The following is a 26308-nucleotide window of genomic DNA, read 5'->3' on the forward strand; positions in this document are numbered from 1 at the left end:
ATTTCAGTTTTTTCAAAAGGGTGTGGATGAGCACTACTATGTTGGGTTATCAAATAGATATTTTGGTGATAGAAGTAGCTTTTTTTAGAAGAATATAACCATCCTAAATGATTGGTTGAAGTAAGAATGACAAGCTTAGATACATGTTTTGTATTATGCGTTATTAGGAAGAAAGTGTCATAATTAAACGCGGCATTCATATGATAGGTAAATCAATCAAAGAAGGTGGCCATATGTATCGTTTTCGCATCGATGAGAGGGAGTGGATTTTGCGTTTTTCTATTAATGTGGATGCTGATGATATAGAAAAGAATATTATTTTTCAATCGATTGTTAAAATGGGACATGAGATTTTACACTACAATCATGGGGATTCCTTTATTTTATATGACAAAGATATCGGTGCGATCATTTTTTCAATTGAGACGATCCCATCATATATCCTCACCGTTGCCAACATTATAAATGAAGTCGATTGGTTTCAAATAAAAAATGGAATCGTTTCGAGGAAAAAAGATCAGCAGTAGTGATACTTTAGTCTCTTATGAGAAAAAAATTGTTCTGAAGTTGATAAACGAACCTTAGTTTGATGCAGTTAATAATATAAATGGAGAAACCCGCTGTTTGCGGGTTTTTTCTGTTTTGTCATGTTTACTTATTGACGATTTTTTCACCATGAGTTAAAATGTTGCACATAGGAAACTTTTATAGATTTAGTTAAAAAAAGTGTATCGATTAAAAAAGTATGCATATAATCAAATAAGGAATATAAAGGGAGAGAAGGGTAGAGATGAAAAGAATATTAGTTACTATGTTTAGTTTAATGGTGCTTACAGCTTGTTCAAGTAATGAAGCAGGAAATACCGAAAATGATCAATTGAAAGTAACAACGACTATTGCTCAAATAGCTGATGGTATTGAGCATATCGGTGGTGAACATGTGGAAGTAAATAGTCTGATGGGACCAGGCACAGACCCACATCTTTATAAGGCTACGCAAAGTGACATTAGTCTTCTTCAAGATGCAGATTTAATTATGTATAATGGCTTGCACTTAGAAGGCAAGATGCTTGAAGTGTTAGAGAAAATGGGCGAGAAAACCACTGTTGTGGCAGTAGGCGATTCATTAGAACCATCTAACTTACTAGCGGATAAAGATAATCAAAATGCGGTAGACCCACATATTTGGTTCGATATTGATTTGTGGATAGAGGCATTGACTACAGCAAAGGATGCATTGATTGAAGTAGATCCTGAAAATAAAGATGATTATGAAGCGAATGCAGAAGCATATTTTACAGAGCTGAGAGAATTAAAAGCATATGCTACTGAACAAATTCATTCAATTCCTGAAGCGAAACGTGTTCTAGTCACTGCTCATGACGCTTTTAATTACTTTGGTAATGCTTATGATATGGAAGTTATGGGTTTACAAGGGTTAAGTACAGACGCTGAATATGGTTTAGGGGATGTGCAACATTTAGTGAATACAATTGCTGATAGAGAAATCAATGCCGTTTTTGTAGAGTCAAGTATATCCGAACGTTCAATTAATGCAGTGATTGAAGGAGCGAAGGAAAAGGGCCATACGGTAAGTATAGGGGGAGAATTATACTCGGATGCTATGGGAGAAGAGGGCACTGAACTGGGCACTTATGTTGGTATGTATAAACATAATGTAGATACGATTGTTCAATCATTAAAATAAAGATTGTTTTTATGTAAGTGTATATAGGAGTGATTAGAGTGACAAATCCAATAGAAATAAGAAATTTAACTGTAGCCTACGATAAAACAGCAGTACTAAAGGATGTTCAATTCTCAATACCAAAAGGCAGTTTAACTGGAATTGTTGGACCAAATGGTGCCGGAAAATCCACTTTGATTAAAGCGATATTGGGCCTAATTCCTAAAGTGTCAGGTGAGATTAAAATATACGGAAAACATTACAAAGCAAAAGATCGTCTTGTTGGTTATGTGCCCCAACGAGGGTCAGTGGATTGGGATTTTCCAACAAGTGCATTAGATGTTGTCTTAATGGGAAGGTATGGCCATATCGGTTGGTTTAAACGACCAGGTAAAGAGGATACGATACTCGCAAAAGAAAGTTTGAAGAAAGTGGGAATGGATTCTTACGCCAATAGGCAAATAAGTCAATTATCCGGGGGGCAACAGCAAAGGGTATTCTTAGCTAGAGCGCTCGTTCAAGACGCACAAGTTTACTTTATGGATGAACCCTTTGTCGGTGTGGATGCAGCAACAGAGAAAGCGATTATACAATTATTAACAGACCTTAAAGATCAAGGGAAAACGGTCATTGTTGTTCATCACGACCTACAAACAGTTGAAGAATACTTTGACCATTGTATTTTATTAAATAAAGAAGTCATTGCATCTGGTGTCACTGAAGAGGTTTTTACAGTAGAACAATTACACCAAACATACGGGGGCAAGCTAGCTTTTTTAGATAAAGGAAAAGTAATGGTGGAACAAAAGAGGTGACATGAGTGATGGAACAAATAGGGCAAATGCTACTAGCAGCAAATACGCAGTGGGTGTTAATTGGTACGCTTCTTCTAGGGTTAGCTAGTGGTATTTTAGGGAGTTTTGCCTTACTAAGAAAACAAAGCTTAATCGGAGATGCTGTTGCACATGCTGCATTACCAGGAATATGTATAGGGTTTATGTTAACAGGAGAGCGGTCGCTCATCATCCTTTTAATAGGAGCAACCGTTACAGGTTTAATAGCTGCTTATTGTATTCAATACATTGCCTCCGCGTCTATTTTAAAAGAAGATACGGCCATTTGTTTAATTCTATCCACGTTTTTCGGCGTAGGTATTGTCTTACTAACGAAAGTACAGCAAATGCCTTCTGGCAATAAGAGCGGTCTAGATTCTTTTATCTTTGGTCAGGCAGCAGGAATGGTTAGTAGTGATGTGAAATTAATGGCAGGGGCAGCAGCATTATTACTTATGGTGACCATTATTTTCTTTAAAGAATTTAAACTAATTACCTTTGATGCGGAATTCGCTAAAGGCTTAGGTTTACCGGTTAGCGCGTTAAACTTTTTATTTATGACCCTTTTAGTAGCTGTTGTTGTAATCGGTATCCAGGCAGTCGGTGTCATTCTGATGGCGGCATTACTTATTACACCTGCAATATCCGCCCGTTATTGGACGAATTCACTTAGTAAAATGGTCATAATTTCTGGCATATTCGGAGCGATATCAGGTGTGATTGGAACTTTAATTAGTTCACTAGATAGAGGGATTCCAACTGGCCCCTTTATCGTAGTAACTGCTACGATTATCTTTTTTATATCCATTCTGTTTGCACCTGCCCGTGGTATCATCACGCTTAAAATCAAACGGAGAATGACCAATCAAAAGCTTCTTCGTGAACAAGGGCAGGTGAAGTAGATGAGTTATGAAATTTGGATTATTATTGTCGCATCATTAGTGGGCATTACTTGTGGTGTAATCGGCTGTTTCCTTATTTTACGGAAGTTGGCGATGCTTGCTGATGCAATTAGTCATACGGTCTTGTTGGGGATTGTGCTTGCTTTTCTAATCAGTCAATCAATGAATGGAATTTATATGCTCATCGGTGCTGCAATAGTTGGTTTATTTACGGCTATGCTTATCCAATTTCTTAATCATAAAGGCATTCAGGAAGACGCATCAATTGGCGTCGTGTTTACCTTCTTTTTTGCTATTGGCGTGATACTTATTACAGTGTTTGCTGATAGTGTTCATTTAGATGTCGATCATGCTTTAATGGGTGAAATTGCCTTTGTTCCATTCGACATGGTGGAAATCGGTTTTTTACCACCGCTTCCAAAAGCATTCATCATGTTATTGAGTATACTGATACTAAATATTATTTTAATGATGTTATTTTATAAAGAACTAAAAATTACATCTTTTGACCCTGCCCTTGCAGCGGCTATTGGTATTCCAGTTATGTTTATTCATTACTTATTGATGGGCATGGTTTCAGTATCAACTGTCGCTTCATTTGATAGTGTCGGTGCCATACTTGTCGTAGCGATGTTAATAGCACCAGGTGCTTCTGCTTATTTATTAACCAATAAACTAAGTCATATGCTGTGTTTAAGTGCATTCTTCGGAGTACTAGCAGCGATTAGTGGTTATTATGTAGCTACCTGGATTGACAGTTCAATCTCTGGTTCAATGGCGATGATGAGTGGGGTTCTATTCGCGCTCGTGTTTATCTTTTCACCAACAAAAGGACTGTTAGGTAAAAAGATGAATCATAAACGTTTTCGATCAGAATCTACTGCCCCTTAAATCGTGTTCATATGTGAGAAAGGCTGTTATTTAAAATAGCAGCCTTTATTCTACTTTTGTTATATAAGAGTTTACGAACGGGAATGTAATAAATCATTTATAGTAATCCCTCTTAAGTATATCGTACTCTTACTTCTTGCTTTCTTCACATTTTTTAGTAAGATAGAAACATAATATTTTGATAGAAAAGAGAGTAAGAATGAAACTAATTATTGCAGAAAAACCAGACCAAGGAGCTACACTCGCTTCCGTTTTCCCCAAAAAGAAACACCAAGGCTATATCGAAATTCTTCCTAATCCAATTTTGACAGATGGTGGCTTTATCACATGGGCTATCGGGCATTTATGTCAACTCTCTCCTCCTGAAGTGTATAATACAACTTGGAAAAAATGGACATTAGATACACTCCCTCTTCTACCTAACCAGTTTCAGCACGAAGTCTCCAAAGATAAAATAAAGCAATTCCAGGTTATTAAAAAGCTCTTATCACATCCAGAGGTGAATGAAGTCATTCATGCGGGAGATGCGGGGAGAGAAGGAGAACTGATAATAAGAAACATATTGCGTCAAGCAAAATCAAATTTGCCAATGAAGAGATTATGGATTTCTTCATTAACGCCGAATGCCATTAAAAAAGGCTTTCAACAGTTATTAAATGAAGAAGAAACGAGAAACCTTTTTTTCGAAGCTTATACAAGATCATGTGCTGATTGGGTTGTCGGAATGAATGCTTCTAGATTATATACGTTATTATTACAACAAAAAGGATTCTCAGATGTATTCTCGGTTGGTAGAGTACAAACACCTACATTAGCATTGATTGTAAAAAAGGAGCTTGAAATTGAATCATTTGTTTCTGAACCTTTTTGGGAAGTAGAAGCAACCTTCAAGATCACCGGGAAAAAATATAAGGGGAAATGGGAAGATAAGGGTAATAGTCGTATTATGGACAGCGCATTAGCTGAGAAAATTGCTTTGTTTTGCCAGGGGAAGGAAGCAACAATAGCAGATATAAAAAAGGAAAAGAAAGAATTCCTACCGCCTCAATTGTATAATTTGTCAGCACTTCAAGCAGAAGCGAATCGGCGTTTTAAATTCTCACCTAAGAAAACACTTGATATTGTTCAAAAGTTATACCAAAAAGGATGGGTTTCTTATCCTCGTTCCGATTCAAGGCATATTACCACGGAGGAAGCAAACACATTACCACAAATTTTGGCTCGTTATGAAAAAATAAAGGATTTTGAGGATTTCTTTCCTTTACCGTTTTCCTCCATCGTTCAGAATAAGCGATATGTGGATGAAAAGAAAGTCACTGACCATTATGCCATTATTCCGACTGAGCAAATTCCAGACTTCTCCAAACTTGCATCGGAGGAGAAAAAACTTTATGACCTAATTGCGAAAAGTGTCATCGCTGCCCATCATAAGAAAGCAATAATCGAGTACTCGACAATTAAAACCTTGGTTGATGAGCGAGCGATGTTCATTTCTAAAGGAAAAGTAATTGTTGATCAAGGCTATCGCCAAGTGATTTCTCCAGTTGAGAAAGATAAAGATGTGAATCTTCCCTTATTAGATAAGGGAGATAAAGGAATAACAGAAAAAACAGAAGTAAAGGAGAGTAAAACACAGCCTCCTAAAAGGTACACTGAAGGTCAATTAATAACGTTGATGAAGACAGCAGGAAAACATATTGATGATAAAGAACTGGAACAAGTATTAACACAGACAGAAGGACTTGGAACTGAAGCAACAAGAGCGGGCATTATTACGATGCTAAAAGATCGTGGTTATATTGATGTGAAAAAGAATATGGTCTATGCTACTTCAAAAGCCAAGGTTCTCATTATTGCGGTTGGTAAAGAGATATTAGCGTCTCCTGAAATGACGGCGAAATGGGAGCAACGCTTAAAGCAAATCTCTAAAGGAGAGGCATCACCTAAACAATTTATGGATCAAACAAGTCAAATGGTCCATCATTTAATTGCGGCTACGAAGGAAGTAACGAATGAATGGATATTCTCTGAAGAAGATAAACAACAATTTATCCCAAAAACATTTAAGAAAAAGCGACAATCCTCATTAGGCAATTGTCAATTATGTGATGGTCAAGTAATAGACAAGGGTAAATTTTTTGGTTGTAGCAACTATCAGAAAAAGAATTGTACATTTACCTTATCTAAGAAAATTCTCGGTAAGTCAATGACACAAAAAATAGTGAAACAACTATTGAAAAGTGGTGAGACTGATGTGCTGGAAGGTTTCCAAGGGAAAGACAAATTGTTTGCAGCAGCATTGATGTGGGATAAAAAGGAAAATAAAATTAAATTTAAGTTTCCAAACTAACTCTTTCCGTCTATTCCCATATCTTCCTTGTTTCATGAGGATTCTTATAGTAATATTTTAAGTAGTGGTTTTTCATTTGCGTTATAACAGCTTATGAAACCACTATCATTATGCTTTTTTTGAACAAGTAAGCGGCTATACTGTATGTAACAAATATCGTTTATCATAGATGTTAGCCTTTTTTGGGAGGATCCACATGCCAACACCTAGTATGGAAGATTATATAGAACAAATCTATTTATTAATTGAAGAAAAAGGCTATGCACGCGTTTCTGATATCGCAGAAGCACTATCTGTCCACCCTTCTTCAGTCACTAAAATGGTGCAGAAATTAGATAAAGATGAATATCTCGTATATGAAAAATACCGTGGTTTAGTATTAACGACAAAAGGAAAGAAAATAGGCAAACGCCTCGTATACCGCCATGAGTTATTAGAGCAAATGCTTCGAATTATTGGTGTGAAAGAAGAACATATCTATGAAGATGTTGAGGGAATTGAGCATCATTTAAGTTGGGATGCTATTGACCGCATTGGTGATTTAGTACAGTTTTTCGAAGAGAATAAAGATAGAGTAGAGTCATTAAGAGTGGTACAACGAAAAAATGAAGAAGAATAAAAGCAGAGTTATGGAGGGTGGATAACTCTGCTTTTTTTACATTAATATAGACAGAAAATTAAATTTTTTATATCACATAATGTAAAAATAGGTATAAAGAGAGCTAGGTGAATATTTGATGGCTGAATTTGATTGGAAAAAGGCATCGGCTACAGAATGGGATAAGCGATCGGATAGTTGGCATAAGAGATCAGCAAGTATGTGGAATGAAGGGAGCCGCAAGGAAATTATCCCTTTCTTCCTGCAGTACTTAAAGGCGAATAATCATGTATGTGACCTTGGTTGTGGTGATGGAATGGGGGCTTATAAGCTTTCAACACATGCCATCAATGTAGTCGGGGTCGACGTATCTAATGAAATGCTTATAAAAGCAAATCGGGTGAACCAAACGAATGATAACCAATTCATCAAAGGGGATTTAACAGAACTCCCTTTTGTTGAGCATCATTTTGACGGGGTGTTGGCAATAAATTCTATGGAATGGACAGAAAATCCGTATAATGCAGTGAAAGAGGCTGTGAGAATATTGAAGCCGGGTGGTTATGGGTGTTTTGGGATACTGGGACCAACTGCAGGACCTAGAAACAATAGTTTTCCTAGGTTACTAGGAGAAAAGGTCATTTGCAACACGATGATGCCATGGGAGTTTGAACAGCTAATGCAAGGGCTCCCAATGAAAAAAGTGGCAGAGCAAGGTGTTTATAAAAAGGCTGCAGAGTCATTACCTAAAGGCGGATTACCTCTTCCATTGCAGCAAGCATTATCATTTATGTGGATTTTTATTTTCCAAAAGGAGTGAGCTTATGAGTAGGTACTCATTATCAGAGTTTGTTGAGAAAACAGAGCAAGAAGATAGAGGTCAGGGATTATTTGAGTTAGAAACGGATCGGTTATTAGAAGTGAACTTACAACAGCAGATTTGGGCAAAAGCTGGCTCCATGATTGCGTATGAAGGTCAAATCAAATTTGTTCGCGAAGGGATTTTAGAACATGGAATTGGGAAAATGTTTAAACGTGCTTTCTCTGGGGAGAGCACAGCTCTTATGAAAGCAACTGGCAGGGGGAAACTCTATTTAGCGGATCAAGGAAAGAAGATTTCTATTATTCGCTTTCATAATGATACATTATGTGTGAGTGCCAATGATTTATTAGCGTTTGAGCCAAGTTTGAAGTGGGACGTCAAGCTTATGAGAAAAGTAGCAGGCATCGTTTCAGGTGGGTTATTCAATATTCGCTTAGAAGGAGAGGGAATGGCTGCAATAACGACTCATTATGAACCACTAACACTAAAGGTAACTCCTGATAAACCGGTATTAACAGATCCCCATGCAACGGTCGCTTGGTCTGGCCATTTGCAACCGGAATTCGTTGCGGATGTCTCATTCAAAACATTTGTAGGCCGTGGTAGCGGTGACTCAGTGCAAATGAAATTTTCAGGCGAAGGTTTTGTCGTTGTCCAACCGTATGAAGAAGGTGGCTATGTGCAGCAGAATTAGTTTACATGCAATGGATGTTTGTATAAGGGTATTTAAAAGGGCCTCAAAAGAGAGGCGCTGCTCATGGGCGATTTAAAGTGACAATAGGGAGTAGAGCAAAAAGGGGAAAACACCGCTTTTGATTAAGGAAAATGACCTGATCATAATGCAATAACGAAACTCAGATCTTAAACTACTGTTTCCCAAGGGGAGGAATTAAGAATCTCTCAATAATAGTTCTCCTATTGCAAGAAACGGAGTAATCAAAATTATTGCCGAGATGCTATTTTGACCGTTTTTGTCAGAGTAGAATCCTCTTAATTGTCAACGGCATAGTTCTTCAAAATCAATTCCCATTCACAATGTATGCAAAATAAAAAGTAGCCAATCCGTATATTCTACGGATTGGCTATTTTTAATCCCATTCATAAGGTGTTTCTTGATAAACATAATAATTTAACCAGTTGGAGAATAATAGATGGGCATGCGAACGCCATTTGTTTTTTGGTGTCTTGGTTGGGTCATCATTGGGATAATAGTGATTCGGAATGGTTATGGGCAATCCTTTTGCTCGATCTCGCTCATATTCTTCAGCAAGTGTCGTTGCTTCATATTCAAGGTGACCGGTAATCATAATTTGTTTACCTTCATTGGCGCTCATAATAAAAGCACCCGCTTGAGGTGATGCAGCAAGAACCTTGACCTTACTATGATTCTTTAACTCTTCTAATGATATATCCGTATGCCTTGAATGGGGTGCGACAAAAGAGTCATCAAAACCGCGTAATAAGTTTTCTGACCAATTTTCTACATCATGGTCAAACACGCCGAAACATTTTTCCGGTAGCTCAAACTTATCAATATTGAAATGATGGTAAAGTGCTGCTTGTGCGCCCCAACAAATATGGAGTGTACTCGTGACATTGGTTTTTGTCCAGTCCATTATTTCTTTTAACTCTTCCCAATAATCGACTTCTTCAAAGGAAAGTAATTCAATCGGAGCACCCGTAATAATCATGCCATCAAATTTTTTTTGTTTGATTTCAGAAAATGTTGAATAAAACTGCTCAAGATGTATGTGGCTTGTATTTTTTGATTGATGTGTAACTGTTTTCAACAAGGTAATATGAACTTGAAGCGGTGTATTACCTAATAACCTTAATAAATGGGTTTCTGTTTTTTCTTTTTGCGGCATGAGGTTTAGTATAAGTATGTTTAATGGGCGAATATCTTGCCCCTTAGCGCGACCTTCATCCATAATGAATATTTGCTCTTCCTCGAGAATTTCCCGTGCTGGAAGTCCTTGTGGAATGGTAATTGGCAAGTGATCATCCCCTACTGTGTGAAATTTCAATAAACTTATTATAAAGACGTTTAACTTATTGAGCAACCTGAAAACCTTAAAATTATAATTAATTTGAAAATTTCTCGTCACATATCATTATTTAGATTTAGGAAGTGATACAATAGTAACGCTTGCAATGACAACTGGTATAGAGGAGAGGAAAAGCGATGGGGAAATATGTGAAGTCAGATATTGAAATTGCTCAAGAAACAACGATGAAACCAATTCACCAGATTGGGGAAAAGCTCGGACTTACAGCCGATGATCTAGAGCAATTTGGTAAATATAAAGCGAAACTTACAGCCGAAACACTTAAAAGAGTGGAAGATAAGGAAAATGGGAAATTAATTCTTGTTACAGCCATTAACCCCACACCTGCAGGCGAAGGGAAATCAACTGTTACTGTAGGTTTAGGTGATGCATTAAGTCTGTTAGGGAAAAAGTCGATGATTGCCATGAGAGAACCCTCTCTAGGTCCAACAATGGGCATTAAAGGTGGTGCGACAGGAGGGGGATATTCACAAGTCGTACCGATGGAAGATATTAACCTTCATTTTACAGGTGATATTCATGCGATTACTACAGCAAATAATGCCTTATCTGCCTTAATCGATAATCATATCCAACAAGGAAATGATCTTAAAATTGACCAGAGAAGAATTATTTGGAAAAGAGTGATGGATTTAAATGATCGTGCGCTAAGAAATGTCATTGTTGGTCTGGGGGGACCTGCTCAAGGTATTCCGCGAGAAGATGGTTTTGATATTACAGTGGCCTCTGAAGTAATGGCAGTACTATGTTTAGCGAAAGACCTACATGATTTGAAGAAAAGATTAGGCAAAATGATTATTGCTTATAATATTAACAAACAACCGGTTACGGTGGCTGATTTAGGTGCTGAAGGTGCTTTAACCCTTTTATTAAAAGAGGCGATAAAGCCTAATTTAGTACAAACTCTTGCACATACACCTGCACTTATACACGGTGGACCATTTGCGAATATTGCACATGGTTGTAATAGTGTGATCGCGACAAACACGGCATTGAAGTTAGCTGATTATGTTGTAACAGAAGCGGGATTTGGCGCCGATTTAGGAGCAGAGAAATTTTTACATATAAAAGCGAGAAATATGGGTGTAAGTCCTGATGCAGTTGTCATTGTGGCGACGATTCGTGCACTTAAGATGCATGGGGGCGTCGCTAAGGAAAATCTCAGCTCAGAGAACACGGCTGCACTAGCAAAAGGATTTTCTAATTTAAAAAAGCATGTTGAAACAGTTCAGAGTTTCGGATTGCCTTTCGTTATTGCACTTAATCGCTTTAATGGTGATTCTACAGATGAAATTGAGACTTTTAAAGAGTTGTGTGAGGAGCAAAATATACAATGGTCACTAACAGAAGTGTGGGCAGAAGGAGGAACTGGTGGCTTACAGTTAGCAGAGAAAGTGTTAGAGCAAATTGCAAAAACAGACCAATCGTTTACGCCACTTTACCATTTACATGACAGCTTAGAACAGAAAATTGAAACAATTGCTAAAAATGTGTATGGTGCAAGTGGAGTTGAGTTTACATCGAAAGCAAAGAAACAATTAGCCGATTTTGAACGCTTTGGCTGGTCTCAGCTCCCTATTTGTATGGCTAAAACCCAATACTCATTATCCGATGATGCAGCAAAATTAGGTCTTCCTTCTGACTTCACAATAACTATAAGAGAATTAAAGCCCTCTGTAGGTGCCGGTTTTATTGTGGCATTAACAGGAGCGGTTATGACAATGCCTGGGTTACCTAAAGTACCTGCAGCGATGCAAATGGATGTGGACCAACAAGGACAAGCGAAAGGATTATTTTAATCAATATAAAGGGGAACTGATACATTGTTTGACCCAATAGCTTTTGATAATATGAAGGTTGTTTTAGAGGGGCATATTTATGATTTTGATTTAACGGGTGAAATGAAGATAATCGATCGAAATGATTGGATGAATCTAGCAAAATTTAGCCGACGCTATGACATCACATTTACGGATACAACCGTTACTAGCACTTTATCAGCAAAAATTACCTTACAGGCCAATTTGCAGCAAATTACGGCAGAGTTGCAACCTGCGCACCCATTTACAAATGAAATCGGTGCTCATCTATCCATCACTTTTATCCTGCAAAAACAGGAAAAAAATAAGTTAGAATCAGCTTACGAGCAAGTCGTTAAACAATGGGGGAATCGCCGTACCGTTCAACAACGATTAATGAAGGTAGAGAATGAATGGACGCAAGAGATAGTGGTCAATTTTGACAGACTGATAACAGAAGAACAATTAGAAGACTTACTTGATTTAATTGACCACACACAACAAACATTAATAGTATTAGATCAATATTAGAGGTTTGAGACAATAGGTGAGATGGTATTCTTACACGGCAACGCTAAAAAGCGGAGCTTAGTAGAAAAATCCAGTTCCTGTTGTCTCGACTTTTTTTATAAAAAATTGTATGAGTAAAGTTGATAAGCATGAATATATCACGGATCGCCATTTTTCATGTTACAATTAGCTATTAGAATAGTTAATAGCCTAACCGCAATATAGCTGGTTTAGATAGATTAATGAATGGATGGTCGAAATGAAAAATATATCTTTAGAAAATATAACAAAAACTTACGGTGAAAAAGAGCTATTTAAGCAAATTAATTTTACTATCGGAGAAAATGACCGCGTCGGCTTAATTGGTGTAAATGGAACAGGAAAGTCATCACTGTTAAAAATCGTCGCTGGTATTGATTTGCCTGATGCTGGAGAGATTATTGCGCCTAAGGATTATTCAGTCTCCTATGCTGAACAAGAACCTAAATTAGACGAACAATTGACTATACTTGAACAAGTATTTGCAGGCGATTCTCCTTTACTCGTTCTTTTAAGAGAGTATGAGCAAGCATTAATCGCTTTGAATGAACATCCAGATCATAGCGAAGTACAGGAGCATCTTTTCCAATTACAAAAAAAATTAGATGCTAATAATGGATGGGAAGCAAGTACAAATGCCAAAACCATCCTAACAAAACTAGGTATTGCCGACTTTGAAAAAAAAGTTGGTGAATTGTCAGGCGGACAAAAAAAACGGGTAGCGTTAGCACAAACGTTGATACAAGATAGTGATTTATTAATTCTCGACGAGCCAACGAATCATCTTGATCATGAATCGGTTCAATGGCTAGAAGAGCATCTTACCCGATACCGGGGAGCGATTCTGCTTGTGACACATGATCGCTATTTCCTTGATCGTGTGACAAACCGGATGTTTGAACTTGATGCGGCACAATTATACAGTTATAAAGGTAACTATGGAGCATTCCTTGAGGCGAAAGCGATCCGAGAGGAGAATGAGGCGGCTGTAATTGATAAACAACGGAATTTATATCGTAGAGAGTTAGAGTGGATGAGACGCGGTGCCAAGGCGCGAACTACCAAACAAAAAGCGCGCATAGATCGTTTTGATCAATTAGATGAAAAATTGACAAATGTTACTTCAAGTGAAAAATTAGACATGTCTTTAGGTGGTAGTCGTTTAGGAAAGCAAGTATTTGAGTTGAAATCAGCGACAAAATATTATGGTGATTTAGCTATCCTAAAAAACTATGACCTGCTAGTGAAACCAGGTGACCGACTAGGCATTATTGGTCAAAATGGGACAGGAAAAACCACTTTTCTAAATATTTTAGCCGGCAAGTTACCGTTAGACAAAGGTGAGAGAATCATCGGTCAGACGGTTAAAATCGCTTATTACACACAGGAAAGTGAAGAAATGGATGAGAGCAAAAGAGTGATTGAATACTTAAAGGAAGCGGCCGAAGTAATCGAAACCACTGACGGAAAAACGATATCTGCTGCACAAATGCTTGAGCGTTTTCTGTTTCCACCTTTTATGCATGGTACATTAATTAGAAAACTTTCAGGTGGAGAAAAACGTAGATTATATTTATTGAAAATCTTAATGACTTCACCGAATGTGTTGCTTTTAGACGAGCCGACAAATAATCTTGATACACAGACGTTAACGGTGCTAGAGGATTATTTAGAAAGCTTCGCTGGTGTGGTGATAACGGTTTCACATGATCGTTATTTTCTCGATAAAGTCGCCACTCAATTACTTGTATTACAAGGAAATGGGGAAATAACTAGTTATTATGGGAATTATAGTGAATACCTTGAAAAATCAAAACAAGCATCAAGTAAAAAAGCGGAAGAGAAAAAGATAGTAGAAGTAAAGGAAGAAAGTAAACCAAAAAAGAAAAAGCTTTCCTATAATGAAGCAAGAGAATGGGAGCAAATCGATGACAAAATGGAAGCGATTGAAAGTCGTTTGAAAGAAATCGATGAGGATATGAACAATATTGGTAGTGATTTCGAGAAAGCTCAACAGCTCATGGATGAACAAAAAAAGCTAAATCATGATTTAGAATATCTAATTGAACGTTGGAGTTATCTGTCTGAATGGGCAGATGCTTAATCAATGTAGATAAATGAAAGTAGACGATGATTTATGTTAGAATAATTATCATGAGAGAATAATTAAAGTAAAGGGTGATTTCATTGATTATAAAAGCGATTGAACCTACACCAAGTCCAAATACGATGAAGGTGATCTTAGATAAAGAACTGCCTATGGGGACAAGCAATAATTACAAAGTAGGTCAGGCTGAAGGTGCGCCGGAAGTTATAGTTGATATCTTAAAAATAGATGGGATTAAAGGTGTCTATCATGTAGCCGATTTTCTTGCAGTCGAACGAAATGCGAAATTCGATTGGAAAGATTTACTTCCTCAAGTGAGAGCAGCCTTTGGCGAAGAAGCTGAGAGTGCTGGGGGAACGGAAGTAAATGAACATTTTGGTGAAGTACAAGCTTTTGTGCAAACGTATAAAGGCATACCGATGCAAGTGAAATTAACAGATGGTACAGAAGAAAAGCGCTTTGGCTTACCGGAACTTTATGTTAAAGCTGTAGGTGATGCACAAGCACCTGATGATAATGTAGTCATGGTAAGAAAGTGGAAAGAACTAGGAGTGCGTTATGGTGAATTCGAACAAGTAGGTAAAGAAGTAGTGGATGAAATTTTAGCTGCATACCCAGAGGAAAGAGTAAAAACACTCATCACTGCAGCCCAAAGTCCAGAATCAGAAGAAGCATTGGCACCAAGAGTCCGTCTTAAACTTACTCCAGCTGATTTAAAAGAGGAGGACTGGCGTATACGCTATCAAAAGCTTGAGCAAATGGCTGATCCTTCCTTAGATGATTTAGATGTACTTGACTTTGCCCTTCAAGATGAAAAAGCGTCTGTGCGAAGATTAGCAACTGTGTACTTAGGGATGATTGAAGACGTTCAAGTGCTACCTTATCTATATAAAGCGCTAACAGATAAATCGGTCACAGTGAGAAGAACGGCGGGGGATTGTTTATCAGATCTAGGCTTCCCAGAAGCTTCTGAAAAAATGATGGAAGCATTATCTGATAAAAGCAAGCTGGTTCGCTGGCGTGCAGCAATGTTCCTATACGAAGTAGGCGACGAAAAAGCGCTTCCTGCCTTAAAAGCAGCTGAAAATGATAATGAATTTGAAGTAAGTCTGCAAATTAAACTAGCAATTGAAAGAATTGAGCAAGGCGAAGAAGCAAAAGGATCTGTATGGAAGCAAATGACAGAATCACGAAAGAATGGATGAGTTAGAAGGACACCTGCATGCGCAACATGCAGGTGTCCTTTTTCAATCATTATCAGTATACGATGAAGAGTAGTTAAATTTTTTTGTGTTAGAACTGAGCATAAGCAGGGTTCAGTACAAAAGAAACGAGATCAAAAAGTAGAGATAGAGACATAGATATAGAAGGTTTTTACATCAGCAGGAATAGTGTTATGTCGTGTTGTGTGCGTGCCTGCATGAGTTGAGTGAAAAAGAGTGGGTGAACCGGAATTGCACGTCGACCAGGTTTGAAAAAGGGAATGAGAGCTATGCAAACAGGTTTTGCAAATTACTCAGGTTTGCAAATAGGGTAGAGAGCAGTGCAAACAGGTTTTGCAAGTCACTACTCAGGTTTGCAAGTGAGGTTGAGCGCTTTGCAAATTGGATTTGGAAGTCACTCAGATTCGCAAATGAGGTTGAGAGCAGTGCAAATTGGATTTGCAAGTCACTCAGATTCGCAAATGAGGTTGAGAGCAGTGCAAACAGGTTTTGCGAGTCACTCAGATTCGCAAATGAGGTTGAGAGCAGTGCAAACAGGTTTTGCGAGTCACTCAGATTCGCAAATGAGGTTGAGAGCTATGCAAATTGGATTTGCGAGTCACTTAGATTCGGAAGTGAGGTTGAGCGCTTTGCAAATTGGATTTGGAAGTCACTCAGATTCGCAAATGAGGTTGAGAGTTATGCAAATTGGATTTGCAAGTCACTCAGGCTCGCAAATAAATTTGAGAGCAGTGCAAACAGGATTAGCAAGTCACTCAGGCTCGCAAATAAGGTAGAGAGCTATGCAAACAGGATTTGCAAGTCACTTAGGCTCGCAAATAAGGTAGAGAGCTATGCAAACAGGATTTGGAAGTCACTCAGATTCGCAAATGAGGTAGAGAGCTATGCAAACAGGATTAGCAAGTCACTCAGATTCGCAAATGAGGTTGAGAGCAGTGCAAACAGGATTTGCGAGTCACTCAGATTCGCAAATGAGGTTGAGAGCAGTGCAAATTGGATTTGCGAGTCACTCAGATTCGCAAATGAGGTTGAGAGCTGTGCAAATTGGATTTGCGAGTCACTCAGATTCGCAAATGAGGTTGAGAGCTGTGCAAACAGGTTTTGCAAGTCACTCAGATTCGCAAATAAGGTAGAGAGCAGTGCAAACAGGATTTGAGTAATAAGAGCAGTTTCAAATATGATTAGAAATATATCTGAACGTCTAGGGTTTAAACAAGAAGGTATAAACTGTGACGCTGTGTTCATCAACGGATGTTCTAACAATACTGTCCATTATAGTTTGCTTAGAAAAAAGAGGAAGGGCAATCAATAGTCACTTCGGATAGTAGCAATTTTTATGGCTAATTGACTAACCTCAGGCAAAATTTATAGTAAGACTATTCAAATATGGGCTCTTTCGTTTGTTAGTTAATTAATGTGTCTGGGTATGCCTCAATTTGAGACGTGCGATACCACCGCACTTTTGGTGTTATCTGAAAAAAACACATACATCAACACCTCAAAAAAGGTGGAATCCAGCCATAGACTTAGAAGCATCCTCCCAGTCATAAATATCTTGGATTTCCAATTATTCAATCGTCTACCATGAGCTATTCCTTTTATATCGGAGAACGATAACTTTGCAATATAGGCTTGAAATATAGTATGCTTACTGTGCAATCATTAGTAAAGGAGGGAAATATTTATGTCTATGGCTTATGAAGAGTATATGAAACAAGTTGTGAAGCCGATGAGAGCTGAGCTTGTTCAGGCCGGTTTTAGCGAATTAACAACTGAAGAACAAGTAAACGATTATATGGAGCAAGCAGAAGGTACAACATTAGTTGTCGTGAATTCTGTTTGTGGCTGTGCAGCAGGATTAGCAAGACCTGCAGTGACACAGGCTGTATTAAATGCAGAGAAAAAACCAGACAATTTAGTGACAGTTTTTGCTGGTCAAGATAAAGATGCAACAGCGAAAATGCGTGAATATTTCACAGGTATTGAGCCGTCTTCTCCATCTATGGCCCTTCTTAAAGGGAAAGAAGTGGTACATTTTATTCCACGTCATGATATTGAAGATCACTCTATGGAAGAAATTATGCACAATTTATTAGCAGCGTTTGATAATAAATTATAAAAAGGATCACACGATAAAAGGTGATTGAATGCAGCAGTTAGGAGCACTCTTATCCTGACTGTTGCTTTTTAATTTCAATAAAATAAGTAGGTGTTTTGATGTTTGTTACAACATCAGCAAGGACAAATCCTGACGAAACCAATAAGGCAAAACAGGTAGCAATGACGCTGAACCTTCCCTTTTTACATAGAAGAAAAAGAACAATAAAGAGTATGGTCAATCAATACGAAACGAACGGAATTGTCGTTGGAAAAGAGCGAATGGAACTATATAAAGTAGGTGAGGAAAGACCTTTTTTCTTTCATCCTAGTTCAGCAATGTTCCGCCTTAAGCGTTTGCAAAAAGGTGAACATGATCCTTTGATAGAAATTTGTCAACTAAAAGCGGGTTCTTCTTTTCTTGATTGCACACTTGGGCTAGCTTCAGATAGCATTGTGGCAAGTTATGCTGTAGGTGAGACCGGGAAGGTAATTGGGTTAGAAGCAAGTAAGGTGATAGCGTATTTCGTTGGTCAAGGTCTGAAAGAATGGCCAAATGATAACGTAATCATGAAAAACAGTATGGAAAGAATCGAAGTAGTTCATGATTTAGCCATCGATTACTTGATATCTGTACCTGATTCTTCCTTTGAATGTGTCTATATTGATCCCATGTTTGAAACAACGATAAAAGAATCGTCTAATATCAATGCATTACATTCGATTACATACAAAGGTGATTTAACTGATGAAATGATTATTGAGGCGAAGCGCGTGTCTAAAGAAAGAGTGGTATTGAAGGATCATTTCCGTAGTGAAAGATTCCAAGCCTTTGCATTTCAGCAAATCAAACGTAAATCAGCGAAATTCCACTACGGTGTGTGGGAAAAAAGATAAAAAGATTGCTGTTGCCTTCCTAATGGCTACAGCAATCGAAACGAATGGTAAACGTTTTTTAATCAGTGATGCACATATAAACAAAGTAAGCAAGTAGTACTAAACCACCAACAAGCGCAATCCAACTAGAATCCATTATGTACCTTCCCCCTTCTTATATTCTTATTTGTATATATCCCCCAAAAAAGCAGCAATTAATCATGAACCAATGCCCAAAAAGTGATAAAATATGGTAGAATAAAAGAAAAATTTTGTGAGGCAATGAACATGAATATTCAAATGGCAGCGAGAATGGAGCAATTCCAAGAGAGTATTTTTTCGGAACTAGCTGAAATCAAGCAACGGAAACTAGAAGAAGGCATAAAAATAATCGATCTTAGTGTCGGTAGTCCCGATTTACCACCTCCTCCCATTATAACAAAGATGATGGGCGAAATGGCAAGTGATCCAAAGCTTTATGGTTACACATTAAAAGGGATTCCAGAGTTTCATGAGGCAGTGGCGAATTATTACAGTAGAAAATACAGCGTAACCCTTGATGCGAAGGAAGAAACCACGTTACTGATGGGCTCACAAGATGGTTTGGTCCATTTACCAATGGTGCTTTGTAATCCTGGTGATATAGTACTCGTTCCAGATCCTGGTTATACAGCGTACGAAGCAGGTGTGAATCTTGCAGGAGGGCAAATGTATCGTATGCCGTTAAAAGAAGAAAATGATTACTTACCTTCTTTCGCTGATATTCCAAAAGAAGTTAGTAAAAAAGCAAAGTTAATGATTCTAAATTATCCTGGAAATCCGGTTCCTGCCCTGGCGACAAAAGAATTTTTTGGACAAGCAATCGATTATGCGAAAGAAAATGACATTGTCATTCTCCACGATTTTGCTTACTCTGAATTATATTTTGAAGAGGCGCCAATTAGTTTTTTATCAGTTGATGGTGCGATGGATGTAGGGATTGAAATGAACTCGTTATCTAAAAGCTTTAATATGGCAGGGTGTCGTGTGGCTTATGCTGCAGGAAATCGTAAAGTTATTTCTCTTCTAAGTAATCTAAAGTCTAACCTTGACTATGGCGTTTTTTATCCTATTCAAATGGCTGCTGTACAGGCGTTAGCTGATGATTCGTCCTTTTTAGATGAATTGAGAGCGGTCTATAAAAAAAGAAGAGATTCTTTTGTTCTTGGATTACGAGAAGTAGGTTGGGATGTGGCTTTACCTAAAGGGTCGATGTTCGTATGGGGGAGATTACCGGTTGGAATGAAATCTAAGCCATTCGCACTTGAATTAATTGAAAAAGCAGGAGTTGTTGTAACACCTGGAATTGCCTTTGGTGAATGGGGCGAAGGTTATGTACGCATGGGTATTGTCCAATCAGAAGAAACATTATTAGAAGTTGTTTCCCGTATTGAGAAAAGTGGCATTTTTAAATAAATAATGACAGTCATCTGAGGAGGAGATACACTTGCCGAGTTGGTTAAGAAAATCATTAGTGGTGATGGTGACAATCTTTACATTTGGATTGGTGACACCAACGAGTTTATTACCTATTCAGCATGATGAAGATAAGTCGCCAAGAAAAGCAGTTTTAGCTGAAAGCTTACCAGATGTAAGTGTAGAAGAAACTTCACAAGTTTCGAGGGAGGATTTTATAAAGGAAATGGTTACTTCCGCGGAAAAGCATTCATTCGAAAAGTTTGGTGAAAAAATTAAACCGGTCATTGAATCAGAATTTCAAATCGTCATACTCCCTAATATAGAAAAGGCGATTTCAGAAGTTGCAGAGCAGTATACAGAGGAGAATCTGCATCATTTGAGTATCACTGAAACGGCCTCTGCGGGCGTTTCAGAACGAATTTTTCATATAGCAGATGAGACAAAGCAAAAAGATGTCATTCGTTTTCATGTCAGAAGAGATCATCCACCGCAGCAAGGTTATTGGTTTAATTTCCATTATCATACTGCCTATGATCAATTCCAAACTCACCATGAACTTGGATCCATCTATTGGGATAAAAATACCCCGCCAAAATGGATGAGTTAATTTCAAAAATTGAAACTTTTCTAGTACATATTCGTATATACTAGGTGAGGAACGATAGTATATAAAGTTGATCAGGGGGAAAAATTCACTATGGAAATTATCGATGGAATCCTACATACCTATTCTAGTTTCTTTGATTGGGATATGTGGGTTGAGGCATTATCTCGACCAGATGCATGGGTGCTGATTGGCACATTGGTCATTTTAGAAGGCTTGCTTTCAGCCGATAATGCGCTTGTCTTAGCAGTAATGGTTAAGCACCTACCACCAAAACAACGAAAGAAAGCACTTTTTTATGGGTTACTTGGCGCTTATTTCTTCCGTTTTTTAGCGATAGGTGTAGGTGTATTTTTAATTAAATTTTGGTGGATAAAAGTGTTAGGAGCCGCTTACTTAGGCTGGTTAGCTATTAAATATTTTATCGACAAAAAGAAAGCAGAAGAAGCAGAAGACGAAGAAGCGTTGGAAGGAATCAATCAACGAGGCTTATTAATTCGTCTGTTCGGGACATTTTGGGGAACAGTTATTGCCGTTGAATTAATGGATATTGCTTTTTCAATTGATAGCATTTTAGCAGCACTAGGTGTGAGTCAAGAAATATGGGTACTTCTTGTTGGTGGTATGCTAGGTATCATTATGATGAGGGGTGTTGCAGGAGTATTCTTAAAATTAATTGACCGTGTACCTGAACTTGAAACAAGCTCTTATATTCTTATTCTATTAATCTCTTTAAAGATGTTGTTAAGTGCAGGAGGTATTCACATTGATCATATGTATTTCTTTGGTGTACTTGTGATTGTTTTTGCAATTACTTTTATTGTACATGCGAAGAGAAAACGTACTGAAGCAGCAGGCTCATAAGAAAAAGGGATGAATTGCTTCATCCCTCTTTTTTCACTCCATCAATCTCTTCCAATATCTGATAATAATTGCAATTATTTCTGGGTCCCCTCAATTAAATTTTTCCGAAATTAAAAAAAGGAGTTGGCGTATGAGGTTATTTACAGATTTATCTCAAGCTGCACTAGATGAGTACTTTTTTAAAGAACCGACGACATTTAATAAATACACACCGAAGAATGAGCTTGCATATGCATTAGCAGCTACCCTTTATATGCCTGCAACACGTCCTGCTATCCATCAAGATTTGATTAATAAAAAGCACGCTGGTCTAACATCAGTTGTCATTTGTTTGGAAGATAGTATTGGTGATCTGGAAGTGGAAGTAGCGGAAAGGGGGTTGCAGCATTCATTACATAAACTTCGACAAGATATTTCTAGAGGCTTTATTACATTAGAAGAATTGCCATTGCTTTTTATTCGTATAAGAAATAAAGAGCAGTTAGTCCGGTTAATCACTTTATTTAAAGAGGAATGGCAGTTACTAACTGGTATTGTCATTCCAAAATTCTCTTCAATCGATGGTGAAGAAATGCTGCAACTCGTAAGTGATTTACGAAATAGTGGCCATGAATTATATGCGATGCCAATCCTTGAAACGAAAGAAGTTCTATTTAAAGAAACAAGAATGGAAGAGTTAAAAAAACTAAAGGGAATATTCGATAAGTACGCTCATTTTATTTTGAATATCCGGATTGGGGCGACAGATTTTTGTGGACTATTAGGAATAAGAAGAAACACATCCACTTCAATATATGATATTGCTGTATTGAGAGATTGTTTAGCAGACATTATGAACTTTTTTCAAAGGGCACCTAATCATTACTTACTTTCTGGACCTGTTTGGGAGCACTTTGTTTCTAAAGAAAAAGTTAACTTACTAAGTAATCAAACGGAGCAAATCATGGAATCCTCGTCATTTATGAACAAACTGCCGAAAGAGATGAGAGGATTCATAGCAGAAATATTGCTCGATATTAGTAATGGTATCATCGGAAAAACGATTATACATCCCACGCAAATTACGCCGGTACAAGCTTTAAACACTGTGACTTATGAAGAATACAATGATGCAATGGATATATTAAATCATTCAAATGGGGCCCATGGTGTGATGAAAAGTGCCAGTCAGAACAAAATGAACGAAATGAAGCCCCATTATGATTGGGCAAAGAAAATAGAGTTAAAATCAAGAGTTTACGGGGTGCTAAATGAACAATACAACACAATTGATTTCTTCCAACAGTTATCACATGATAGACGTCATCGAGCCCATGCAGGTGAAGCTAAATATCAACTATAATCCTTACCATTTTAAATTCGATGAATTATTCCAGATGGCAGCAAGAAAGAATAAAAAAAGATCCTTTTTATTCGTTAGTAAAGTGCTAGGAAAACATCTGCCTATCTCGCCGGCAAAAGGGTTAGCAACGGGACTGTTATTAGCAGAAAGCTACCTAAAGGATGTGGAAGGGAAAAAGCTTTCGCCGTCATCACCCTTTGTGGATGTACTGAAAAATAAGCAAACGAAATTTAGTGATTCAGCATTTATTGGCGATCAATATTCCCCCATCATTATTGGTTTTGCAGAAACTGCGACAGCGCTCGGTCAGGCATTTTTTCAAGCGTTTAAGAATGCAGATTATTTTCATACAACGAGAGAAGATCTTTTAAACGTTGATTCGATCATTCATTTTGAGGAAGAGCATTCACACGCTACTTCTCATCGTTGTTATATCGATGCCAATTTGTTGCAAAATAGTCGGGAAATTATATTAGTAGATGATGAAGTGACGACTGGAAAGACAGCGCGAAATATTATCACATCATTACATGATAAGTTTCCGAGGAAGCATTATACTGTTGTTTCTATTCTTGATTGGAGAAATGAGACCAACAAGAATGCATTTATTGAATTAGAGGAAGCGTTAGATATCACTATACGTCATATATCCCTTCTTGCTGGAGAGGTTGAAGTAGATGGGAACCCCGTTATTAAGGAGGAAGAAAGTGTAGACCTGTACCATCCATCTACAGAAATGGATGAAATTTACATAGAAAAAGAATTACCTATGCTGTTTGCTTCTAAGTATTATCCTACGACAAATCAAAAGTCTCCCTTCCACACTGTTCCTTATATTGCTGAGAGTGGTCGATTCGGTTTGGATAGTAAAGTGAACGTTTTATTAAATTCAAAAGCAGAGAAGGTTGCAACATTTCTTGATCAAAAAAGAAAGGGTAAACATATTTTATGTATCGGCACAGGTGAGTTTATGTATTTGCCAATGAAAATAGCTAGCTTAATGGAGGGGAGTGTAAAGTATCAAAGTACAACCCGTAGCCCTATTCATGTCCATAATAAACCATCCTATGGTGCACGCTTTGGTATGACTTTTCCTAGCCCTGAAATGGAAGAAGTGGTGAACTATATCTATAATATTCCACCGGAAACATATGATGAAGTATTTATCTTTTTTGAAAGATTAGTAGATGAACAGGTTTTAAGCAAGTTTTTACAACAGATAAAGATACCAAGTATTCAAGTCGTCTTTTTGAAAGGAGTGAGGTGATTTGACTATTGTCGCCAGGCAGCCTATGTTTGGGTCATATGACCCGAGAGAGGTCACCTTTCTTTTAAAGGATTTAAGTCATATCCGTTTAGAAGATACAACAGAAAACAGAGAACACGCCATTCAATCAGGTGCTCATTATAGTGAAACCTTACCAATAGAATACCAGCCACCAAAAGCGTATATCGATCTTTTCTTTCGTTCTTTAGACGAATTTAAAGAGAAAGTGTCTTTAAGTATAGCGGTTGTAGCAGAACAGATTTATGCAGCTAAAGGCAAACAGACAGTTTTGGTTTCACTAGCGAGAGCAGGTACACCAATAGGCATTTTAATCAAAAGATATTTGTTTTTTAAATACCATGTAGATTTGCCACATTATAGTATTTCTATTATTAGAGATAGAGGAATCGATGAAAATGCCCTTCACTATATTTTAGAAAAACATTCAAAGGGAATGATTCAATTCGTAGACGGTTGGACAGGAAAAGGTGCCATTTCGATAGAATTAACAAATGCATGCCACTTATTCTTTCATAAATATGGGGTGAAAATTGATGATACATTGGCTGTTTTAGCTGACCCTGGCCATTGTACAACCGTATTTGGAACGAGGGAAGACTTTTTAATTCCGAGTGCTTGCTTAAATTCGACTGTCTCTGGACTTGTCAGCAGGACGGTCTTAAATAATCAATGGATTGGTGAAAAGGATTTTCATGGGGCGAAATATTATCATCATATGATTGATGAGGATTTATCAAACATCTATTTAGACACAATAACTCAACAATTTCAAAAAGTTGTTTCTATAGCAAAGCAGGAAGCAAGTAAAATAGTGGATGGAAATTACGGAGCGACCTTTTCAGGTATGAATGAAATACTAAGAATCCAAAAGGAGTTCGGGATCGAATCTTCTCATTTCGTTAAACCAGGTGTAGGTGAAACGACGAGAGTAGCTTTAAGAAGGGTACCTTGGAAAATACTGATTAAAGATAAAAAGAGTCCTTATCTAAAGCATTTGTTTGCACTTGCTGAGGAGAGAAAGATTGAATTGGTTCATTATCCACAAATGAGCTATACATGTTGTGGGCTAATTAAGAAGGTTATCCAATGAGAGGAGGAATTTTTGCCTCAGATTTAGATCGGACATTAATCTATTCAGAGACAGCGATATCGCAATTGGAAGAAATTCCAAGTAAAACTGCAACCGTTGTTGAATATAAAAATAATAAAGCTTTATCTGTGATGAGTGATCGTGCCATAAAATTATTACAACAAATTCGCAATACCCTTCTGTTCGTGCCAATTACTACACGAACACGGCAACAATTTGAGCGGATTGAATTTCCTTTTAGCCATCGTTATGCAGTTGTTGCCAATGGCGCACAAATTCTATATAATGGTCAGCCTTTGCTTAATTGGGAAGAAAGTATCAAGCGAGAAGTCTATGATAAGAGTGGAACGAAAGAGAAGCTATTGAATCATTTATTCCCATTTAAGATAGAGGGTAGATTGCGTGAAGCAGATGGTTGGTTTTTCTACTATGTGCTAATGGAAACATTGTCAGATTGCCAATTGGCTGAAATACGCCTAACTGCAGAAGGGCTTGGATGGCGTATTTCTTTGCAAGGTAGAAAATTATATTTTATACCCAATGCGATTAGCAAAGGTAGGGCACTACAGTATATCGTAGAAAATGAAGGGGCCCAATATTTATTCGGTGCAGGAGATTCATTATTAGATTATGACTTTTTAAAAATTTGTGATGAATCATTTGTTCCTGCTCATGGAGAACTGGCTCAACATTTAAAAAAGTCTTCTCATTGGTTAACAAAGGAAAAAGGGATGCTGGCAACAGAAGAATTCCTTACTAAAATACTTCAGACAGTTACCAATCCTGCGGACCAGAGCGAAAGATCCGATTTACAACAGAAAATACAACCAATCCAGCTGTGATAAAGAAAATAAAGAT

25 protein-coding genes are annotated in these 26308 nt (G+C 37.6%); 24 read left to right on the forward strand and 1 reads right to left on the reverse strand.

Annotated features, from left to right (window positions below):
• The first annotated feature begins 200 nt into the window (after window positions 1–200).
• The 9 genes from MKX29_RS18325 to MKX29_RS18365 all read left to right on the forward strand — a co-directional run bounded on the left by MKX29_RS18325 (window position 201) and on the right by MKX29_RS18365 (window position 8778).
• Window positions 201–527, forward strand: a complete 327-nt coding sequence (locus MKX29_RS18325) for a hypothetical protein (protein ID WP_251161879.1) — start codon at window positions 201–203, stop codon at window positions 525–527.
• A gap of 263 nt (window positions 528–790) precedes the next feature.
• Window positions 791–1708 carry a metal ABC transporter solute-binding protein, Zn/Mn family gene (locus MKX29_RS18330; RefSeq protein ID WP_341106942.1) on the forward strand — a complete coding sequence of 306 codons (918 nt, stop codon included), beginning with the start codon at window positions 791–793 and terminating at the stop codon, window positions 1706–1708.
• 38 nt (window positions 1709–1746) lie between these two features.
• Entirely contained in the window at window positions 1747–2502 is a 756-nt protein-coding gene (locus tag MKX29_RS18335; protein ID WP_341106944.1) for a metal ABC transporter ATP-binding protein, read from the forward strand.
• Window positions 2503–2510: 8 nt separating this feature from the next.
• Window positions 2511–3422: a metal ABC transporter permease gene (locus MKX29_RS18340; protein WP_281202399.1), complete on the forward strand. Its 912-nt coding sequence runs from the start codon at window positions 2511–2513 to the stop codon at window positions 3420–3422.
• Window positions 3423–4313 carry a metal ABC transporter permease gene (locus MKX29_RS18345; RefSeq protein WP_224937505.1) on the forward strand — a complete coding sequence of 297 codons (891 nt, stop codon included), beginning with the start codon at window positions 3423–3425 and terminating at the stop codon, window positions 4311–4313.
• Window positions 4314–4512: 199 nt separating this feature from the next.
• The gene (locus MKX29_RS18350; RefSeq protein WP_281202343.1) at window positions 4513–6663 is read left to right on the forward strand and encodes a DNA topoisomerase III; all 2151 of its coding nucleotides are present in this window, start codon (window positions 4513–4515) and stop codon (window positions 6661–6663) included.
• A 196-nt stretch (window positions 6664–6859) separates the two neighbouring features.
• On the forward strand, window positions 6860–7282 hold the full coding sequence (gene mntR, locus MKX29_RS18355) for a transcriptional regulator MntR (protein ID WP_095372840.1): 423 nt from the start codon (window positions 6860–6862) through the stop codon (window positions 7280–7282).
• Between the two features lie 118 nt (window positions 7283–7400).
• A complete protein-coding gene (locus tag MKX29_RS18360; RefSeq protein ID WP_341106947.1) occupies window positions 7401–8081 on the forward strand; it encodes a class I SAM-dependent methyltransferase in 681 nt (226 codons plus the stop codon).
• A 4-nt stretch (window positions 8082–8085) separates the two neighbouring features.
• Complete coding sequence (locus MKX29_RS18365) at window positions 8086–8778, forward strand: AIM24 family protein (RefSeq protein WP_095372842.1); 693 nt, start codon at window positions 8086–8088, stop codon at window positions 8776–8778.
• Between the two features lie 394 nt (window positions 8779–9172).
• Here MKX29_RS18365 and metA read toward each other — a convergent pair whose 3' ends face one another.
• Window positions 9173–10081, reverse strand: a complete 909-nt coding sequence (gene metA, locus MKX29_RS18370) for a homoserine O-acetyltransferase MetA (protein WP_224937508.1) — start codon at window positions 10079–10081, stop codon at window positions 9173–9175.
• A 188-nt stretch (window positions 10082–10269) separates the two neighbouring features.
• Here metA and MKX29_RS18375 point away from each other — a divergent pair, with 188 nt between their 5' ends.
• From MKX29_RS18375 to MKX29_RS18445, 15 genes are all read left to right on the forward strand, one after another.
• Window positions 10270–11952: a formate--tetrahydrofolate ligase gene (locus MKX29_RS18375; protein ID WP_341106950.1), complete on the forward strand. Its 1683-nt coding sequence runs from the start codon at window positions 10270–10272 to the stop codon at window positions 11950–11952.
• Window positions 11953–11976: 24 nt separating this feature from the next.
• Window positions 11977–12483, forward strand: coding sequence for a hypothetical protein (locus tag MKX29_RS18380; protein ID WP_341106952.1), 507 nt, complete (start codon window positions 11977–11979; stop codon window positions 12481–12483).
• Window positions 12484–12721: 238 nt separating this feature from the next.
• Window positions 12722–14605, forward strand: coding sequence for an ABC-F family ATP-binding cassette domain-containing protein (locus MKX29_RS18385; RefSeq protein ID WP_341106954.1), 1884 nt, complete (start codon window positions 12722–12724; stop codon window positions 14603–14605).
• Window positions 14606–14688: 83 nt separating this feature from the next.
• The gene (locus MKX29_RS18390; RefSeq protein ID WP_341106956.1) at window positions 14689–15813 is read left to right on the forward strand and encodes a conserved virulence factor C family protein; all 1125 of its coding nucleotides are present in this window, start codon (window positions 14689–14691) and stop codon (window positions 15811–15813) included.
• A 338-nt stretch (window positions 15814–16151) separates the two neighbouring features.
• The gene (locus tag MKX29_RS18395) at window positions 16152–16607 is read left to right on the forward strand and encodes a hypothetical protein (protein ID WP_341106958.1); all 456 of its coding nucleotides are present in this window, start codon (window positions 16152–16154) and stop codon (window positions 16605–16607) included.
• A gap of 108 nt (window positions 16608–16715) precedes the next feature.
• Window positions 16716–16964 (forward strand): hypothetical protein, encoded by a 249-nt coding sequence (locus tag MKX29_RS18400; protein ID WP_341106960.1) that lies wholly within the window; start codon window positions 16716–16718, stop codon window positions 16962–16964.
• A gap of 551 nt (window positions 16965–17515) precedes the next feature.
• On the forward strand, window positions 17516–17950 hold the full coding sequence (locus MKX29_RS18405) for a BrxA/BrxB family bacilliredoxin (protein WP_224937519.1): 435 nt from the start codon (window positions 17516–17518) through the stop codon (window positions 17948–17950).
• A gap of 98 nt (window positions 17951–18048) precedes the next feature.
• Entirely contained in the window at window positions 18049–18825 is a 777-nt protein-coding gene (locus MKX29_RS18410; RefSeq protein WP_341106962.1) for a class I SAM-dependent methyltransferase, read from the forward strand.
• A 267-nt stretch (window positions 18826–19092) separates the two neighbouring features.
• The gene (locus tag MKX29_RS18415; RefSeq protein ID WP_341106965.1) at window positions 19093–20259 is read left to right on the forward strand and encodes an LL-diaminopimelate aminotransferase; all 1167 of its coding nucleotides are present in this window, start codon (window positions 19093–19095) and stop codon (window positions 20257–20259) included.
• 25 nt (window positions 20260–20284) lie between these two features.
• A complete protein-coding gene (locus MKX29_RS18420; protein WP_373370919.1) occupies window positions 20285–20869 on the forward strand; it encodes a YpjP family protein in 585 nt (194 codons plus the stop codon).
• A gap of 90 nt (window positions 20870–20959) precedes the next feature.
• On the forward strand, window positions 20960–21730 hold the full coding sequence (locus MKX29_RS18425) for a TerC family protein (protein ID WP_224937523.1): 771 nt from the start codon (window positions 20960–20962) through the stop codon (window positions 21728–21730).
• Window positions 21731–21860: 130 nt separating this feature from the next.
• Window positions 21861–23072 carry an HpcH/HpaI aldolase/citrate lyase family protein gene (locus MKX29_RS18430; protein ID WP_251161867.1) on the forward strand — a complete coding sequence of 404 codons (1212 nt, stop codon included), beginning with the start codon at window positions 21861–21863 and terminating at the stop codon, window positions 23070–23072.
• On the forward strand, window positions 22981–24339 hold the full coding sequence (locus tag MKX29_RS18435; protein WP_341106969.1) for a phosphoribosyltransferase family protein: 1359 nt from the start codon (window positions 22981–22983) through the stop codon (window positions 24337–24339). The genes MKX29_RS18430 and MKX29_RS18435 overlap by 92 nt, the downstream gene beginning before the upstream one ends.
• Before the next feature lie 25 nt (window positions 24340–24364).
• A complete protein-coding gene (locus tag MKX29_RS18440; RefSeq protein WP_341108306.1) occupies window positions 24365–25450 on the forward strand; it encodes a cysteine protease StiP family protein in 1086 nt (361 codons plus the stop codon).
• Window positions 25447–26292, forward strand: coding sequence for a hypothetical protein (locus tag MKX29_RS18445; RefSeq protein ID WP_289434023.1), 846 nt, complete (start codon window positions 25447–25449; stop codon window positions 26290–26292). Before MKX29_RS18440 ends, MKX29_RS18445 begins: the two co-directional genes overlap by 4 nt.
• Window positions 26293–26308 lie beyond the last annotated feature (16 nt).

It is taken from the genome of Cytobacillus sp. FSL R7-0696 (assembly GCF_038006865.1).
Classification (GTDB): Bacteria; Bacillota; Bacilli; order Bacillales; family Cytobacillaceae; genus Cytobacillus; species Cytobacillus kochii.

Coding starts and splice junctions, on each gene's coding strand:
- MKX29_RS18325 (WP_251161879.1), top strand. CDS start 201: ATGATAGGTAAATCAATCAAAGAAGGTGGCCATATGTATCGTTTTCGC.
- MKX29_RS18330 (WP_341106942.1), top strand. CDS start 791: ATGAAAAGAATATTAGTTACTATGTTTAGTTTAATGGTGCTTACAGCT.
- MKX29_RS18340 (WP_281202399.1), top strand. CDS start 2,511: ATGGAACAAATAGGGCAAATGCTACTAGCAGCAAATACGCAGTGGGTG.
- MKX29_RS18345 (WP_224937505.1), top strand. CDS start 3,423: ATGAGTTATGAAATTTGGATTATTATTGTCGCATCATTAGTGGGCATT.
- MKX29_RS18350 (WP_281202343.1), top strand. CDS start 4,513: ATGAAACTAATTATTGCAGAAAAACCAGACCAAGGAGCTACACTCGCT.
- mntR (WP_095372840.1), top strand. CDS start 6,860: ATGCCAACACCTAGTATGGAAGATTATATAGAACAAATCTATTTATTA.
- MKX29_RS18360 (WP_341106947.1), top strand. CDS start 7,401: ATGGCTGAATTTGATTGGAAAAAGGCATCGGCTACAGAATGGGATAAG.
- MKX29_RS18365 (WP_095372842.1), top strand. CDS start 8,086: ATGAGTAGGTACTCATTATCAGAGTTTGTTGAGAAAACAGAGCAAGAA.
- MKX29_RS18375 (WP_341106950.1), top strand. CDS start 10,270: ATGGGGAAATATGTGAAGTCAGATATTGAAATTGCTCAAGAAACAACG.
- MKX29_RS18385 (WP_341106954.1), top strand. CDS start 12,722: ATGAAAAATATATCTTTAGAAAATATAACAAAAACTTACGGTGAAAAA.
- MKX29_RS18400 (WP_341106960.1), top strand. CDS start 16,716: ATGCAAACAGGATTAGCAAGTCACTCAGATTCGCAAATGAGGTTGAGA.
- MKX29_RS18405 (WP_224937519.1), top strand. CDS start 17,516: ATGTCTATGGCTTATGAAGAGTATATGAAACAAGTTGTGAAGCCGATG.
- MKX29_RS18410 (WP_341106962.1), top strand. CDS start 18,049: ATGTTTGTTACAACATCAGCAAGGACAAATCCTGACGAAACCAATAAG.
- MKX29_RS18415 (WP_341106965.1), top strand. CDS start 19,093: ATGAATATTCAAATGGCAGCGAGAATGGAGCAATTCCAAGAGAGTATT.
- MKX29_RS18425 (WP_224937523.1), top strand. CDS start 20,960: ATGGAAATTATCGATGGAATCCTACATACCTATTCTAGTTTCTTTGAT.
- MKX29_RS18430 (WP_251161867.1), top strand. CDS start 21,861: ATGAGGTTATTTACAGATTTATCTCAAGCTGCACTAGATGAGTACTTT.
- MKX29_RS18435 (WP_341106969.1), top strand. CDS start 22,981: ATGAACAATACAACACAATTGATTTCTTCCAACAGTTATCACATGATA.
- MKX29_RS18440 (WP_341108306.1), top strand. CDS start 24,365: ATGTTTGGGTCATATGACCCGAGAGAGGTCACCTTTCTTTTAAAGGAT.
- MKX29_RS18445 (WP_289434023.1), top strand. CDS start 25,447: ATGAGAGGAGGAATTTTTGCCTCAGATTTAGATCGGACATTAATCTAT.